At 63.3% G+C, this 15,717-nt stretch carries 19 protein-coding genes; 16 read left to right on the top strand and 3 right to left on the bottom strand.

Annotated features, from left to right (window positions below):
- Nucleotides 1-4 precede the first annotated feature (4 nt).
- From C9990_RS11950 to C9990_RS11985, 8 genes are all read left to right on the top strand, one after another.
- Nucleotides 5-766 carry an alpha/beta fold hydrolase gene (locus C9990_RS11950; RefSeq protein ID WP_065900946.1) on the top strand — a complete coding sequence of 254 codons (762 nt, stop codon included), beginning with the start codon at nt 5-7 and terminating at the stop codon, nt 764-766.
- A gap of 25 nt (nt 767-791) precedes the next feature.
- On the top strand, nt 792-1,064 hold the full coding sequence (locus tag C9990_RS11955) for a hypothetical protein (protein ID WP_093123885.1): 273 nt from the start codon (nt 792-794) through the stop codon (nt 1,062-1,064).
- A gap of 55 nt (nt 1,065-1,119) precedes the next feature.
- Entirely contained in the window at nt 1,120-1,944 is an 825-nt protein-coding gene (locus C9990_RS11960; RefSeq protein WP_106803410.1) for a DUF692 domain-containing protein, read from the top strand.
- Nucleotides 1,941-2,690, top strand: coding sequence for a DNA-binding domain-containing protein (locus tag C9990_RS11965; protein ID WP_106803411.1), 750 nt, complete (start codon nt 1,941-1,943; stop codon nt 2,688-2,690). The genes C9990_RS11960 and C9990_RS11965 overlap by 4 nt, the downstream gene beginning before the upstream one ends.
- Nucleotides 2,683-3,135 carry an alpha/beta fold hydrolase gene (locus C9990_RS11970; RefSeq protein ID WP_106803412.1) on the top strand — a complete coding sequence of 151 codons (453 nt, stop codon included), beginning with the start codon at nt 2,683-2,685 and terminating at the stop codon, nt 3,133-3,135. The genes C9990_RS11965 and C9990_RS11970 overlap by 8 nt, the downstream gene beginning before the upstream one ends.
- An 86-nt stretch (nt 3,136-3,221) precedes the next feature.
- Nucleotides 3,222-4,589 (top strand): MFS transporter, encoded by a 1,368-nt coding sequence (locus C9990_RS11975; protein ID WP_106803413.1) that lies wholly within the window; start codon nt 3,222-3,224, stop codon nt 4,587-4,589.
- 57 nt (nt 4,590-4,646) lie between these two features.
- Nucleotides 4,647-5,777 carry an MFS transporter gene (locus C9990_RS11980; protein ID WP_106803414.1) on the top strand — a complete coding sequence of 377 codons (1,131 nt, stop codon included), beginning with the start codon at nt 4,647-4,649 and terminating at the stop codon, nt 5,775-5,777.
- A gap of 16 nt (nt 5,778-5,793) precedes the next feature.
- The gene (locus C9990_RS11985) at nt 5,794-6,261 is read left to right on the top strand and encodes an MEKHLA domain-containing protein (RefSeq protein ID WP_177410329.1); all 468 of its coding nucleotides are present in this window, start codon (nt 5,794-5,796) and stop codon (nt 6,259-6,261) included.
- Here the strand turns inward: C9990_RS11985 and C9990_RS11990 are convergent.
- Entirely contained in the window at nt 6,258-6,779 is a 522-nt protein-coding gene (locus C9990_RS11990; RefSeq protein WP_106803415.1) for a DUF3087 family protein, read from the bottom strand. The genes C9990_RS11985 and C9990_RS11990 overlap by 4 nt on opposite strands.
- Nucleotides 6,780-6,900: 121 nt before the next feature.
- On the opposite strand from C9990_RS11990, the gene C9990_RS11995 reads away from it, so the two are divergent.
- Both C9990_RS11995 and C9990_RS12000 read left to right on the top strand, forming a co-directional pair.
- Nucleotides 6,901-7,080 carry a hypothetical protein gene (locus C9990_RS11995; RefSeq protein WP_065900931.1) on the top strand — a complete coding sequence of 60 codons (180 nt, stop codon included), beginning with the start codon at nt 6,901-6,903 and terminating at the stop codon, nt 7,078-7,080.
- A gap of 12 nt (nt 7,081-7,092) precedes the next feature.
- Complete coding sequence (locus C9990_RS12000) at nt 7,093-7,293, top strand: DUF6021 family protein (protein WP_106803416.1); 201 nt, start codon at nt 7,093-7,095, stop codon at nt 7,291-7,293.
- Nucleotides 7,294-7,323: 30 nt separating this feature from the next.
- Here C9990_RS12000 and C9990_RS12005 read toward each other — a convergent pair whose 3' ends face one another.
- Nucleotides 7,324-7,560 carry a DUF6555 family protein gene (locus C9990_RS12005; protein WP_065900922.1) on the bottom strand — a complete coding sequence of 79 codons (237 nt, stop codon included), beginning with the start codon at nt 7,558-7,560 and terminating at the stop codon, nt 7,324-7,326.
- Between the two features lie 120 nt (nt 7,561-7,680).
- Between C9990_RS12005 and C9990_RS12010 the strand changes: the two genes are divergently transcribed.
- From C9990_RS12010 to C9990_RS12030, 5 genes are all read left to right on the top strand, one after another.
- A complete protein-coding gene (locus C9990_RS12010; protein ID WP_106803417.1) occupies nt 7,681-8,508 on the top strand; it encodes an arylamine N-acetyltransferase in 828 nt (275 codons plus the stop codon).
- A gap of 133 nt (nt 8,509-8,641) precedes the next feature.
- The gene (locus tag C9990_RS12015) at nt 8,642-9,394 is read left to right on the top strand and encodes an outer membrane beta-barrel protein (protein WP_065900920.1); all 753 of its coding nucleotides are present in this window, start codon (nt 8,642-8,644) and stop codon (nt 9,392-9,394) included.
- A gap of 146 nt (nt 9,395-9,540) precedes the next feature.
- Nucleotides 9,541-9,900, top strand: a complete 360-nt coding sequence (locus C9990_RS12020) for a cytochrome c5 family protein (protein ID WP_106803418.1) — start codon at nt 9,541-9,543, stop codon at nt 9,898-9,900.
- A gap of 72 nt (nt 9,901-9,972) precedes the next feature.
- Nucleotides 9,973-11,304, top strand: coding sequence for a D-arabinono-1,4-lactone oxidase (locus C9990_RS12025; RefSeq protein ID WP_177410368.1), 1,332 nt, complete (start codon nt 9,973-9,975; stop codon nt 11,302-11,304).
- A gap of 56 nt (nt 11,305-11,360) precedes the next feature.
- Nucleotides 11,361-12,569, top strand: coding sequence for a DSD1 family PLP-dependent enzyme (locus C9990_RS12030; RefSeq protein WP_177410369.1), 1,209 nt, complete (start codon nt 11,361-11,363; stop codon nt 12,567-12,569).
- A 945-nt stretch (nt 12,570-13,514) separates the two neighbouring features.
- Here C9990_RS12030 and C9990_RS12035 read toward each other — a convergent pair.
- Nucleotides 13,515-14,456, bottom strand: a complete 942-nt coding sequence (locus C9990_RS12035; RefSeq protein WP_106803421.1) for a transporter — start codon at nt 14,454-14,456, stop codon at nt 13,515-13,517.
- Nucleotides 14,457-14,660: 204 nt separating this feature from the next.
- On the opposite strand from C9990_RS12035, the gene C9990_RS12040 reads away from it, so the two are divergent.
- Nucleotides 14,661-15,698: an AraC family transcriptional regulator gene (locus tag C9990_RS12040; protein ID WP_065907530.1), complete on the top strand. Its 1,038-nt coding sequence runs from the start codon at nt 14,661-14,663 to the stop codon at nt 15,696-15,698.
- The last annotated feature ends 19 nt before the right edge of the window (nt 15,699-15,717 follow it).

The raw sequence follows: 15,717 nt of genomic DNA on the forward strand, positions 1-15,717 counted from the left end.
CCTGATGCGTATGCTTTCTTCCCTGGCCATTGCCATGGCCATGACTGTTCCGCTGTTGGCCCAGGCGGCCGACGCACCTCAACCCGGCACCGGCAAGAGCGTGGTGATCGTGCCCGGCTCGTTCGTCGACGGCTCTGGCTGGCGCGTGGTCCACGACATCCTGATTCACAAGGGCTACAAGGTCACCGTGGTGCACCAGGGCCACGAAAACCTCGCCGCCGATGTGGCCGAAGCCCGTGAAGTGCTGGAGCAGCAGGTCGGCCCGGTGGTGCTGGTGGGCCACAGCTCCGGTGGCGCGGTGATCTCGATTGCCGGCGACCGCGACAAGGTCAAGTCGCTGGTGTACGTCGCGGCCCTGCAGCCGGAAGTCGGCGAAAACATGGCCCAGTTGATCGGCTCGATGCCGGCGCCGAGCGATGACATCAAGCCGAGCCGCGACGGTCACCTGTTCTTTGATCGCGCCCGGTTCAATGCCGACTTTGCCGCCGACCTGACCACCAACCGCACCGATTTCATGGCCGCCTCGCAGGTTCCGGCGACCACGGCGTTGTTCGGCGGCACCGTGTGGGCCGCGGCCTGGCACAAGAAGCCGAGCTACGCGGTGGTCTCCACCGAAGACCGCGCCCTGAGCCCGGACCTGCAGCGCTGGATGTACCAGCGTGCCGGCTCCAAGGTCACGGAAATCAAGGCCAGCCATTCGGTGTACATCTCCCAGCCCGAAGCCGTGGCGAAGGTCATCGAAGACGCGGCTGCGGTCATCAAATAACCCACACCCCCAAAAGGAAAACACCATGAACACTGCACTCAAATCCCGCTTGAGCCTTGCCGCTGCCGCCGCCCTGATCGCCATGGCTTCTGCTTCATTCGCCTCGGCCGCCAGCGCCGCCGACCAGCAGGAAAAACCCGGCCGCTGCTACGGCGTCAACACCTGCAAGGGCACCAGCCTCTGCGCCACCGCCAAGAACGACTGCAAGGGCCTCAACAGTTGCAAGGGCGAAGGCGTGATCGTCAAGACCCCTTCCGAATGCCTCAAGGCCGGCGGCACCCTGACTGAGCCGAAGTAACGCCCCTGGGTGGCGAGTCAGCTCCCTCGCCACCGTTTTTGATGGAGAAGCGATCATGTCGAATTCGACCGCGCACTTTGCAGGCTACGGCCTGGGGCTGCGCAAGGAGCACTACTGCGACTTCCTGGAAACCTCGGTGCCGGTGGATTTCGTCGAAGTGATCTCCGAAAATTTTATGGTCGCAGGCGGCCAGCCACGGCATATCCTGCGCCAGGTCCGCGAGCGGCACCCGGTGGCGCTGCACGGTGTATCGATGTCGATTGGCAGCGCCGAAGGGCTCGACCCGGACTACCTGCGGCGCCTCAAGGCGCTGGTGGACGAGATTGACCCGCTGTTCGTCTCCGACCACCTGAGCTGGTCGCGCAGCGGCGCCTTCAACGCCCACGACTTGTTGCCCGTGCCCTACACCGACGAAGCACTCGACCGCGTGTGCGCGAACATCCACCAGGCCCAGGAAGCCCTGGGCCGCACCCTGTTGTTTGAAAACCCTTCCAGCTACCTGGCCTTCGAGGGCGCGTCCATGAGTGAGTGGGCTTTTATCACCGCCATGGCCCAGCGCACCGGTTGTGAGCTGCTGCTGGACGTCAACAATGTGTATGTCAGTGCCAGCAACCATGGCTTTGATGCACGGGATTTTCTCGACGGGATCCCGGCCGAGCGCGTGCGCCAGATTCACCTGGCCGGCCACAGCCAGGGCGCCGAGTTATTGATCGACAGCCATGACAGCCCGGTGTGCAGCGGGGTCTGGGACCTGTACGCCGAGGCCATCGCACGGGTCGGGCCGGTGGCGACCATGATCGAGCGCGACGATCACCTCCCGCCTCTCGCCGAGCTGCTGCATGAGTTGTCGATGGCGCGTGCGGTGGGGGCGCGGCGATGAACCTGGCCGAACTCCAGCAGACCTTTCGCCACTGGCTGGTCAGTGCGGCGGATGACGCTGCGAGCGCGCTGGGCAATCACCGCGCGGGCCTGGCGGTGTACCAGAACAACTATCGTGCGCAATTGGTCGCGTGCCTGGAGCAGGCGTTTCCACACCTGCGCCGTTGGCTCGGTGACGAGGCCTTCCTGGCCGCCAGCATTACCCATATCGACCGGCATCCGCCGCACGCCTGGACCCTGGATGCCTATCCCGAGGGGTTTTACCCGACGTTGCTGGAGGTGTTCCCCCACAACCCGGATGTGCATGAGCTGGCCTGGATCGAATCGGCCCTCAACCAGGCCTTTGTCGCCGCCGATGCCCAACCTTTGGCACTGGAGGCGCTGGCCACGCTGGAGTGGGACACGGCGGTACTGCGCCTCGCGCCGTCCCTGCGTTGCCACGCCCTGACCACCAATGCCGATGCCATCTGGTCGGCGCTCTGGCAGGCGCAGCCCGCACCGCCGGCGCAGATGCTGGAGGCGGCGGGCGGCGTGCTGGTGTGGCGGCGCCAGTTCACCTCGCGTTTGCGCCCGGTGGATGCGTTGGAGTTTCAAGCGCTGGCGCAGCTTCAGGGCGACGGCAGTTTTGCCGGGTTGTGCGAATGGCTGGTGGCGCGGCTGGGCGAAGAAGCCGGCGTGGCGCGGGCCGGTGAATACCTGGCCGGATGGCTGGGCAGTGAATTGATCGTGGAGGTGAGTGATGGTTGATCGGCGTGGTTTTTTACTGTTGGCCAGCGTGACCGTGTCGATGCCGACGTTGGCGCTGCAACAGGTCAGCACCGATGAATTCGAGATGCGTTATGAAGCCGCAGGGCCGGAGGAGGGCCACGCGATCCTGTTGTTGGCGGCGGATGTCGGCGCGTTCGCCGAAATGACAGCGCCATTGGCGGCCCAGGGTTTTCGCGTGATCGTGCCTTCCCTGCGCAGCGCCGATGAGGCGGTGCTGGGCCAGGACGTGCTGGAACTGATGAACGCCCTGCACATCCCCGAGGCGCTGCTGGCCGGCCTGGAACTGGGCGCGCGGGTGGCGGCCCGGACGGCCAGCCTGAAGCCGAGTCGGTGTGTGGGCATGGTCACGCTCAACACCTCGGCACAGGCCGGCTTCGCCGAAGCGGTGGCATTGATGGCGACCACCGCGCACTGGCGAACATGAAAATTTCGACAGCCAGGCAATCACTCACTGAAAAAATCCCGATCTGCCCGTAATCTAGACACCTTTGCCACCTGTGCGGATTGTTCATGTCTTCTGTTGCCGATGGGCTGCCCCTCAACAAACGCCTGCCGGCCGTGATCGCGATCTCCCTGGGGATCGGCATGGCCACCCTGGACACGGCCATCGTCAACACCGCACTGCCGACCCTGGCCGAAGGGATCGGCACCGATTCCGCCTCGGTGATCTGGGTGGTCAACGCCTATCAACTGGCGATTATCGCCACGGTGCTGCCGTTCGCGTCCCTGAGTGATGTGCTGGGGCATCGCCGCGTGTACCTCGGCGGGTTGCTGGTGTTTATCCTCTCGTCGCTGTTTTGCGGGCTGGCCGGTTCGCTGGTCACGCTCACCGCTGCGCGGGTGGTGCAAGGATTGGGGGCGGCGGCGATCATGAGCGTGAATACCGCGCTGCTGCGGCATATCTACCCGTCGAAAATGCTCGGGCGTGGCCTCGGCTATAACTCGCTGGTCGTCGGGCTGGCGTTTACCCTGGGGCCGACCGCAGCGTCGGCCATCCTCTCGGTGGCGACCTGGCACTGGCTGTACCTGATCAACGTGCCTTTGGGGCTGCTGGCCTTGGCGTTGGGATTGCGCTCATTGCCGACCCTGCCGATGACCGGGCACGCCTTCGACCGGTGGGCGGCGGTGCTGTGTGCCGGGCTGTTTGCCCTGTTGGTGCTGGGCCTGGGCACGGCGGTGCATGGCGCCGAGGGCGCGCTGACCCTGGGCCTGATCGCCGTGGCGCTGGTGTGCGGTGCGTTGCTGTTGCGTCGCCAGGCCGGGCACCCGGCGCCGATGCTGGCCCTGGACCTGTTCAAGCGGCCGGTGTTTGCCTTGTCGTCCCTGACGGCAATCTGTGCCTTCAGTGCCCAGGGCCTGGCGTTTGTGTCACTGCCGTTCCTGTTGCAGGCGGTGCTGGGGCATAGCCAGGTGGAAACCGGTTTCCTGATGACGCCGTGGCCGGCGGTGGTTGCGGTGATGGCGCTGGTGGCCGGACGCCTGGCGGACCGCGTATCGCTGGGCGCGTTGTGCGGCATCGGCCTGCTGATGCTGAGTGTGGGCATGGCCGCACTGGCGAGCCTGGGTAGCGGCGCCTCGGCGTTCGATATCGGTTGGCGCATGGCGTTGTGCGGTGCCGGTTTCGGTTTCTTTCAGTCGCCCAACCTCAAGGCGTTGATGACCAGCGCGCCATTGGCACGCAGCGGCGGTGCCAGCGGTATCGTGGCGATTTCACGCTTGCTCGGGCAGACACTGGGGGCGTCGTTGGTGGCCTTGTGTTTCCACCTGTTTGTCGGCAGCGGCCCGCAGTATGCCTTGTGGCTGGGCTGTGCATTCGCGCTGGTGGGCGCCGTGGCCAGTGGCTTGCGTTTGCTGCCCTATGGGAAAAAGCCGTTGTAAAACCCGCGGTGGGAAGGCTACCGTGGCGACCTGAATATTTCGGGATGTTTCAGATTTATGTCCAGCCTGGCCCTCCGTACCGCTGATACCCAGTCCCGCCGCGCCGCGCTGACCCTCGCCTTATGCCTGCCCAGTGACGTGTTGCTCTACCTGTTGCTGCCCATGGAGTCCCAGGCCTTCGGCATCACCCTGGCGCAGGCCGGGGTGCTGTTGGCAGCCAACCGCCTGGTGCGGATTTTCGGTTACCGCCATGTATTGAATTTCTACGCGCGCAACGGCGACCGGCTGACCTGCATGATCGCCGCCGGGGCCGCCACGCTGTGCGCGCTGGGCAATTCGGTATTGTCGGGCTTTGCGGCGCTGCTCGGGCTGCGACTGGTCTGGGGCTTGTGTTTTGCCGCGCTGAACCTCTCGACCCAAGTGCTGGCGACCGCGGAACCGGCCGGTGCCGCGCGCCGGGCAGGGCGGTCGCGGGCGTTGATCGCCCTCGGGCCGATGCTGGCGTTGCCACTGGGTGGCTGGCTGACAATGTGGGCCGGGCCGCGTCCGATTTTTCTGATTCTGGCCGGGTGCTGCCTCGTGGGCTTGTGGATGGCGCGCGGCCTGCCTACTGTCGGACATGATTTGCACAGCACCCCGGGGCGGCGTTTCAAGTGGCCCGACAGCGTGGCGCTGTGGTCGTTTATCGAAGGGGTGGCACTCGACGGGCTGTTTATCTTTGGCCTGTCGATCCAGGCGCAGAAGCTGCTCGGCGGCGATGCGGTGTTGATCGCCGGTGGCTTGATGGCGCTGCGTTATGTCTCCGAAATGCTCCTGAGCCCCCTCGGCGGCCATGCTGCCCAACGCTTTGGTGCGACGTCGATGCTGTTGCTGTTTTCGTTCCTGAGTGCCCTGGCCCTCACCGCGTTCGGCAGCTATTGGGTGATTGTCGGCGCAGCGGCGGTGCTGGTGCTGCGTGCGCTGCAACTGCCGTTGGTGACCACCCTGGTGGCCGAGCGCAACCCCGGTTCGATGCGCGTGTCGGCCCTGGCCTCCAATGCGGTGTGGCGTGATATCGGCGCGGGCCTGGGGCCGTTGCTGGCGGGCCTGCTGCTGCCGATCGCCTCGGCACCGTGGGTGTTCGGCGTGGCCGGCGCGGCGATTGCCGTGAGCGCGGTGTTCTGCTGGCGCGCGAGGATTTCCAACTGACAAGCTGAGGTTGTGTGTGTCCCGACAAGAACCCTTGATACAGGCGCTGGACGCTGCCTATCGCCACTGGACCGGCCAGGGACTGCCGACGCCCGCTCACCTGGATCCGCAACAACGCCTGGACTGGCTGCACACCCAGGCGCCCTACAGTCTGTTGGCCCATGATGGCGCAGCGGACCCGTGTTTTACCTACGCGAATGAATGCGCCTTGCAGTGCTTCAAATACCCGCGCGAGCGCTTTATCGGCATGCCGTCGCGGTTCAGTGCCTCGGAACTGGACCGCGCCGCACGCCAGGCGCTGCTGGAACAGGTCAGCGCCCATGGCATCGCCGAGGGCTACAGCGGTTGGCGGGTGGACGCGCATAACCAGCCCTTCATGATTTATGCCGGGGTGGTGTGGACCTTGCTCGATGCGGCGAACCGGCCCTGCGGCCAGGCGGCGCTGTTCTGGCCGGATCGGCAACGTATCGGCGTATTGGCTTAAGCGCTTTTAAGACGTTCCAGCCAGGCGGGATCGAGGCGGGTTTGCTCGGCGTCGATCCCCAGTGCCTGCATCTTTGCGGCGTGCGCCTGGATCTCCCCGGCCAGTTGCGCCTGGGCGCTGGAGTTGGCGTCCAACGCGTGCATCTGCGTCAGCCCCAGGTGATAGAAGCGCAGCAGCTTGATCGCCGTCGGGTCATCGGCCTGCACGCGCGCGGTGACGGTGTGCATCACATTGGTCACGCTCATCAGGCTGCGCTTGAGCTGCCAGCCATACACCGCTGCCGCCAGCCACGGCTGGTTCCAGAACAGCCCGCGCACCAGGGCGACGGTGACCAGCACCCCGGCAAAGACGCCGCCGACATTGAAACGCATGTTGTCACCGCCGGGCTCGCCGAACAGCATCACCGCCAGGCTCGACAGCAGCATCGCCAAGGCCAGGAACAGCACCGCCACGATCAGCGTACTGCGGCGGGTCTGTTGGCGGTAGGTGACGGGGTCGCAGGGTTTGAGTTCGAACATCCGGGTCATTTCTCCACATAGGGCTGGCATCTTCGCATGCTTTGCGCAATCAAGTTGAACGATGGTTCCCAGGGCTTTCTCTAAACCTGGGTACACCACAACCCCCGTGAGGTGAACCGTCATGCCCGACTACAAGCAGCCGCCACCCGGTACCCCCGACCCCGATCGCACACCCGGTGAAGAAGAGCGCGACAACGATGCGTTGCGCCCCAATGACCCGAAAGAGCGTGACGAACACGATGATGTCGAGCGCGTCGAGGAAGACCTCGAAAACCTCCACGACCAGGCTCGCCCGCTGTAACAGGAGACGGTAATGAACAAACGCCCAGATGGCCCGGCTTCCAACGAACAGGCGCGTGACAAGGATGAATTGGGCTTCGACCCGGACTCGCCGGACGTGTCCGACCCGCAGGTCGACCCCATCGGTGCGGCAATCGCGCCGTTGGATCAGAAGGATAAGGATGAGGCAAAAAAAAAGCCGCCCTACGATCCGTTGGGCGACTTGAAGCAGTAAACGAGCCCCGCCATTGAGCGGGGCTTTTGTTTACTTGGGTGGTGTCCAGGTCACTTCGGTAATCCCGTATTTTTCTGCCCAGGGACGCGTGGTTTTCTTCACCTGCTCGTGACCCACGCGGCCGATTCGGCTGACGTGTGCAATGTCGGCATCAACGGCCGCCCAGTGCCAGGCCTCGGCGTTGTTCATCACTTCGGCGCGCACTACAAAGGACTTCGGTTGACCGTGCAGCTGATAGTGGATGGTGTAGATTTTTGCGGTACTCATGTTGCCTCCCTGTCTTGTTATAGATGGATATGGGAGTGTTCAAAAAGGTTCATTCAAAATGACAATCCGCACGTCGGCACGGCATAGTGACGCACCCGCCCCGTGCCCAAGGACCGTGTCATGCCGCGACTGATTCATAGCCAGCTATACCTGCAACGCCTGGGCTACGACACCGTGCCACCGCCGACCTTGCAGACACTGCAGGAGTTGCAGCTGCGCCACGTCTGCACCTTCGCCTTTGAAAGCCTGTCGACCCTGCTGCGCCTGCCGGTGCCGATCGACCTGCCCAGCGTCGAGCAAAAAGTACTGTTCGATGGGCGGGGCGGCTATTGCTATGAACTCAACCAGATGTTCCTCGCGTTGTTGCAAGAGCTGGGTTTCGACGCGCGCGGCATCACCGGCCGCGTGGTCATGGGCGGGCCGCCGGATGCGCACACCGCGCGCACCCATCGCCTGAGCCTGGTGACCCTGGACGGCGTGCGCTACATCACCGATGTCGGTTTCGGCGGCATGGTGCCCAGCAGCCCGTTGCAACTGGACAGCGAGGCAGTGCAGGCCACCGCCCACGAACCCTATCGGCTGAGCTGCGACGGGCAGGGCAGTTACACCTTGTGGGCGCAGGTGGGCGGGGAGTGGCGTGGGTTGTATGTGTTCGACCTGCAAGTGCAGGCGGCCATCGACTACGAAATCGGCAACTGGTACGTCTCCACACACCCGCAATCGCCGTTTGTGGGCCAACTGAAAGTCGCGCGCCTGGCCGCGGGCAAACGCCATACCCTGAACAACGCCCACTACGCGGTGCATTACCTGGATCGTCCAAGTGACAAGCGCACGCTTGAGAGCGCGGATGAGCTGTCGACGTTGCTTAGCGAGACCTTTGGTATTCGTCTGCCGCAGGAGGCTGTGTTGCGTCCGGCGCTTGATGGCTTAATAGTGGCATCTGCGTAAGAGTATTGATCTAGAGCCTGCGCTGAACCGTTTTACCTCCAAAACCGGGCAAATTAATTCGAACCTTTGGCGCGAGCGGGGGTTCGAACCGGTTCCTGAATAATTTGCTCACCAGACAAGGAGATGTAAAACGATGTCCAAGCTATTCGGAAAATTCCTCAAGAACACCTCGGTACTGGCACTGGTTGCCGCGCCTGCCGTGGTGTTTGCGGCCCCGTCCACCGACCCGATTTCGACCTTCGGGATCCAGGGCAGCTACAACGACTTCAAACTCGAAGGCGGCAGCGAAAGCGACAAGGACCACATGCCTGAAGCGGGCCTGTTCTACACCTTCGGCAACAAGCTGACCGGTGAATCCGGGTTTATCTACCAGGCCGGTATCGAGGCCAAATACGGCGAAAAGAGCGACAACAAACTCAAGGAAGGCCAGGCCGACCTGGACCTCGGCTGGCGTGCCGCGCTGGATGCGCGCAACTTCGTCGACGTGATCGTGGGCGGTGGCTACAGCTGGACCCGCTACGAGCCGGACACCAACGACTACGACGTCAAGCTCACCAACAAATCGCCGTTCGCCAAGGCCGCGCTGGGCTACAACCACCAGTTCGATGACATGACCCTGCGTGTCGAAGCCGGTGCGCGCCGCACCCTCGACGGGCGCGCCAAGCTCAAGGTAGATGACGTCGGTAGCGACACCGTCGACCTCAAGGACCGCACCAACCCGTATGCCGAGGTCAGCCTGCTGATGAACCAGAAGGGCGACCTGCCAGTGATGGCGGGCCTGTACTACACCCGCACCGAGTACAAGCTCGACGAAGACTCGGCAGTGGCCGACAACACCAAGCTCAAGCGTGATGAATACGGCTTCAAGGTCGGTATCGCGTTCTAAGCCCCACGGCCGGATGCAGGGAGGCCAACGCCCCGCATCCGGCTGTCCGTTAATGCCCCCCTTTGTGTCCCGCAAAACCCTCAACGCCGCGCCGCCGCTGCCTTAGTGTGGAATCGCTTTCCACCGTATAAGAAGAGAGGCTGGCCATGCGTTGCATCGCCTTGTTGTTGGCCGTATCCGGCCTGCTTGCCGCCTGTGACGACACCCCCAAACATCCCCCCGCACGTGCCACGGCCGCGATTGCCATGCCCGTCGACCCGGCACTGGCCCAGGTCTACGACAGCAGTTGCAAGCTGTGCCACGCCAACCCGGCGTCCGGCGCACCGCTGAGCGGCGACAAGGCCGCATGGCGCCCACGTGTTGCCCAAGGCGTGGACACGCTGCTGGACCACAGCATCAACGGCTACAACGGCATGCCGCCGATGGGCCTGTGCATGCAGTGTTCCGAAGAGCAGTTTGTGGCGCTGATCAGCTTTATGGCCGGTGTTCAACTCCAACAAGAATAAAAGGGGTGGTGGATGACGCTTTCACGGCGGCAACTCTTGCAAGGCTCGGCGCTGGCCGGGGCGTTCCTGGCACTGGCGAGTAACCCGACACTCGCCCAGCTGGCGCGGGCGCCGCGCCTGATTCCGTGGCGCAACTGGTCGGGGGCGCAGACCTGCCTGCCCTTGGCGCGGCTGGCCCCCAAGGACCTGGACGAACTGGTGCAGGTGATTCGCCAGGCGCCGGGGCAGATCCGTCCGGTAGGCTCGGCGCATTCCTTCAGTGCGCTGGTGCCCACCGACGGCACGTTGCTGTCGTTGAGTTATTTCAACGGGCTGCTGGACCACGACCCGGCCACGTTGCAAGCCACCTTCGCCGCCGGCACGCCGATGTCGCGCATGGGCCCGGCGCTCAAGGCCGTGGGCCAGGCGCTGCCGAACATGGCGGACATCGATTACCAGACCCTGGCTGGCGCGATCTCCACCTCGACCCATGGCACCGGCGTCGGCTTTACCTCGTATTCCGGCTGCGTCACCGGGCTGCAACTGGTGACCGCCCAGGGCGAGGTCCTGGACTGCGACGCCCAGCGCCATGCCGAGGTGTTCAACGCCGCCCGGGTCTCCCTTGGCGCATTGGGCGTGGCCACCCGGATCCGCTCGCAGAACCGCGCGCCTTACCGCCTGCGCGAACGCCAATGGATCGCCAGGACCGAAGAGCTGCTGGAAGACGTCGAGAAGAACACCCGCGAGAACCAGCACTGGGAAATGCTCGTGGTGACCCATTCCGACTACGCGCTGTCCATCGCCCTCAACGAAACCGGTGATGCGCCGACGCCGCCCATCGACCCGGCCGAGGCGGGCGGCAACGAATTCGTGTCGATCATCGAAAAGCTCGACAAGTACGCCAGCGACTTTCCGGACACGCGTCGCATCTTGCTCAACAGCCTGCGTTTTCTCGCCAGTTTCGAGGACCGGGTGGCCGAGTCGTTCGAGGTCTACGCCAATGTGCGCAACGTGCGTTTCAACGAGATGGAGTATTCGGTGCCCGCCGAACACGGCCCGGCGTGCCTGCGCGAGATCCTCAAGCTGATCAACGACAAGGACCTGCGCACCTGGTTTCCCATCGAGTACCGCTACGTCAAGGCGGATGACATTCCCTTGAGCATGTTCGAGGGCCGCGACAGTTGTTCGATCTCCGTGCACCAGCACTACGCCATGGACCACCACAACTTCTTCGCCGCCGTGGAGCCGATCTTCTGGAAATACGCCGGACGCCCGCACTGGGGCAAGTTGCACACCCTCAATGCCCGCACGTTGCAGCCGCTGTACCCGCGCTGGGATGAATTCACCCGCGTACGCCGCGAGCTGGACCCGAGCGGCAAATTCCTCAATGCGCACCTGCAATCGATCCTGGGAGTGGCCCGATGAACCGCCGACATTTTGTGCTGGGCACCGCGGCTTTAGTCGCGGCGGGTGCCTGGCTGCTGCGTCCGAGTGATCGCGGCGCGCCGTACAGCGAATATTTTCGCAACCTCAATAATGAGTTGAAGGCCCATGGCCCGATGCGGCCGGTGATGCTGATCGACCTCGACCGCCTGGACCACAATATCGACGTGGTCATGCAATCGGTGCAGCGCGGCGGCAAGCAGCTGCGGCTGGTGGAGAAGTCACTGCCGTCGCCGGGGCTGCTGGCGTATATCGCCAAGCGCGCTGGCACTCAGCGGTTGATGTCGTTTCACCAGCCGTTTCTGAATCACGATGCGCAGGTATTTCCCGACGCCGATATCCTGATGGGCAAGCCATTGCCGGTGCGCTCGGCCGAGCTGTTTTATCAAACGCATAAAGGGCCGTTCGACCCCTCGCGGCAGTTGCAGTGGCTGCTGGATACGCCTGAGCGGTTGCAGCAGTACCTGACGCTGGCCCAGGGCCTGGGCACGCGTCTGCGGGTGAATATCGAACTGGATGTGGGGCTGCACCGCGGCGGTATCCGTGACAACGCGGTGCTGGGGCAGATGCTCACGCTGATCGGCGCGCACGCGCAGCACTTGGTGTTTGCGGGCTTCATGGGCTATGACCCGTTCGTGGGCATGGGGGTGCCGGGTATCCTCGGCTCGCCCCAGGCGCTGTTCGAGCAGGTGATGCAACGCTACAACGGCGCTGTGGATTTTACTCGCCAGCAGTTCCCCGGGTTATGGCGCGACGGGTTGACGCTGAACACGGCGGGCAGTCCGAGTTATCGCATTCATGAGCAGGAGCGCTTGAGTACCGAGGTGTCGGTGGGCACGGCGTTGCTCAAGCCTACGCATTACGATTTGCCATCGCTGAGTGAGCATGTGCCGGCGGCGTTTATTGCCACGCCGGTGTTGAAAAGCACGGGCCCGGTGGATATTCCGGCGCTGGAGGGGGCGTCGCGGTTGTTTTCGTGGTGGGACCCGAACCAGCGGGAGACGTTGTTTATTTATGGCGGAAACTGGATGGCGGAGTTTGAATCGCCCCAGGGGTTGCAGAGCAATGAGGTGTTTGGGCGTAGTTCTAACCAGGAGATGGTCAATGGCTCGCCTGCGGTGGGCTTGAGGGTGGAGGACCAGGTGTTTTTGCGGCCGACCCAGAGTGAGTTTGTGTTGTTGCAGTTTGGGGATTTGCTGGCGGTTCGGGGGGGGAGGGTTGTTGATGCTTGGGCTGTTTATGGCTGACTTTTGTGGGTGGATCCATTGTTGGGGTAATGGCGGCCTATGGTTCCGCCCTTACGGCGGGTCACTTTTGGAAAAGAGCCCCAAAAGTAACCAAAAGGGCTCTTGCCCCAACACTCGGCACCTCGCCTAGGCTCGGTGTGCCCGTAATCCGACATTGATTTGGGGGGCCGCCGCCACGCGCCATCCATGGCGCGGGGCGGCTAAACCGGCATCCCTGCCGGTTTACCCCCCAAATCAATATCGAATTCCGGCCAGCGTGTTTGATGGGGCGCCTAGATCAAGATCAAAAGCAAAAGCAAAAGCACGGCGGCCTGGCCGGCCTGAGTGGTTAGATCAAGAGCAGAAACCTGTAGGAGCCGGCTCCCACAGGGGATCGGCGGTGTTAGCCTCAATACCGGCCTGCCGCTAGCAGCCCTGAGTCACCCCCAATAATCCGCCGCCCCAAAGACCAAATGTGGGAGCCGTCGAGCCCCAGCGAGGCCGCGAAGGCGGCGGCATTGCCAATGAATTTAGTGCCTGACCCACCGCTTTCGCGGCCTCGCCGGGGCTCGACGGCTCCCACAAGGGATCGGCAGTGTGGGCATCGATATCGGCCTGGCGCAAACAAACACAACCCACGATGCGAAGCGAGCCGCTTTTGATCTTGATCTTGATCTTGATCTAGGCGCCCCATTAAACACGCTGGCCGAACGCAGGCTTGAATCCGTGGGTAACCCGGCAGGACGCCGGGTTAGCCGCCCCGCGCCATGGATGGCGCGTGGCGGCGGCCCACGGATTCAAGCCGGAGTGAGGGCACACCGAGCCTAGGCGAGGTGCCGAGTGTTGGGGCAAGAGCGTTTTGGTTACTTTTGCGCTGTTCAAAAGTGACCCGCTGTAAGAGCGGAACCATACGCAGCCATTACCCAAATAACGGATATGTACACCACCCCCCCCCAAAAAAAAACCTCACAAAGCAAACGGAATCGTCACCTTGGCCCACAACATATCCCCCTCCGGCCGATTCTCCACATCAAACTCCTTGGCCCACCGCACCTCTGCGCTGGCGTACTTGAGAAAGGTGAAATACACCGCCGGGCCGATCGCAAAAACCTGTCCGCGCACCCCGTCGTTCACCTCCTCACCAAAGATATTCACCACCGTGTGCCCGTACTGCTTATCGTCAGTGGTCTGCTTGAGGTAGTAACCATTCACCCCCAGGCTCAGGTTGTCAGTGACCTTGTAGCTGGCCGAATAATCGAAGTGAAAAATCTGCCCGGAGCGGTAGTCGGTGTCGTGATTTTCCTTGTTGAAGCTGTAAGTAGCCTTGATCGACAGTTCAGTGCGATCGTCAGGCATCCAGGTCGCCGAGACCAACGGTTTATAGGTGTAGAAATTGTTGCTGGTGTTGGCCAACCGCGAGGCGTCGTATTCGCCGGTGGGCAGGGTGATCTCCACGGCGGTGGCCAAGGTCAGGCGGGGGCCCATGTCCCACAGGATGATCGGCGCCACAGTGGTGTCGCCCATGCTTTCGCGCTGGTCCGACATACCGAACAGCGCCACCTGTTGCTTGAGGTAGGGCTGGGCAATGTAGCCGCCCAGGCGCCCGCCGAAAATGCGCACCGGGCTCAGGTAGTCCAGGCGCGGGATGATCGCGTCGGACTTGATGCGCACGTCCGGCACCTTGCCGCCCAGGGAGCTGATGTCCAATTTCCGCGCTTCGTAGTGGTTGTAGTACAGGTTGAAGGCGAACATATGGTCCGGCAGGTTGTTCACATCCAGGGGCAGGATGTAGAAGCCGTCAGTGCCGGGGCCGATGTTGTCGACGCCGCCTTCGGTGGCCAGGGCCGGCAGGCTGATCAGGCTCAACAGGGCGAACGGCAGTGGGTGAAACGCACGGGTGGGGTTCATGTCTGGCCTCTTTATTATTGTTAGGGCACCGCTGGCCCATAGAAATAAGCCCTGGACGCCCGGCAGGGCAGGGTTTTGGCGGCCAGATAGGGGGACTTTGCCGGACAGTTTTCACTCATGGTGCAGCGGCTCTTGCAAGCGCCTATGATTAACAGGATGTTTCCAAAACAAGAACTGAAGCACTCAGTCAGGAACCCGTGAGCCATGCAAAGGAAAGCCGTAGACCCGCACTTTGAGTTGGCGCTTGTGTCGCCGTTCCTGTTGCAGACGCTCGGGCAGGTGGTGGCGCAGAAAGGCGCCAATGCCGAGGCCCTGTGCCGTGGCCTGGGGTTCACCCTGGCCGACCTGGATGACCCGGCCCAACGCATTTCCTATCGCCAGGCCGTGGCGATGATCCAACGTGCGCTGAGGGTGTTGCCCGACCAGGGCCTGGGGTTGTGGGTGGGCCATCAGAATGTGCTCGGCACCCTCGGCTTGCTCGGCCACGTGATTTCCTTGTGCAAGACCTTGCGCGATGCGTTTGCCATCGGCGAGCGCCATCAGCACACCTCCGGGGGCATCGCCACCACCCGCACGCATGAAGGGCCCCACGAGGTGTTTATCGACGTCGAGTGCCTGCTGCCGTATGCCGAGGTCCAGGTGTTTGCCGCCGAGGAGTTCTTCGCCAGCCTGATGGTGTACGGCCGCGCACTCGTGGGGGCTGAGTTCATGCCGCTGCGCGTGGAGTTCGTGCATGCCGCACCGCCTTATGCGGCGCAGTACCCGCAGCTGTTTGGCGCCGATGTGCGTTTTGGCTGCTTGCACAACCGCATGGTGCTGGCGCCCCATTGGCTGGATGTGCGCTTGCCCAATCACCATGCCCTGGCGCTGCGCCAGGCCCTGGAGTTGCTGGAGTTGGAGAGTGCCCAGCTGCACCAGAAGATGGACCTGATCCAGGCGGTGGAGCGCGCAATTTCCCGCGACTTGCAGGGCAGCCACTTGGAGAAGGTTGCGAGTGACCTGAACATGAGCGGGCGCACCCTGCGTCGGCGCCTGACCGAACACGGGCTGACCTTCGAGGCCTTGCTGGAGCAGGTTCGTCGCGCCCGGACCATGGGGCTGCTGGGCAATCCGGGATTGTCTATCGAGCGCATCACCGAGGAAGTCGGCTACAGCGACGTGCGCAGTTTTCGGCGGGCGTTCAAGCGCTGGACGGGGGTGAGCCCCAGTGCGTTTCGCGGTGACGGGGGAGGGGCGGCGTAGTCGGTCGCGTAAGCTTTGC

The organism is Pseudomonas sp. S5D5, from assembly GCF_003013355.1.
GTDB classification, from domain to species: Bacteria; Pseudomonadota; Gammaproteobacteria; order Pseudomonadales; family Pseudomonadaceae; genus Aquipseudomonas; species Aquipseudomonas aylmerensis.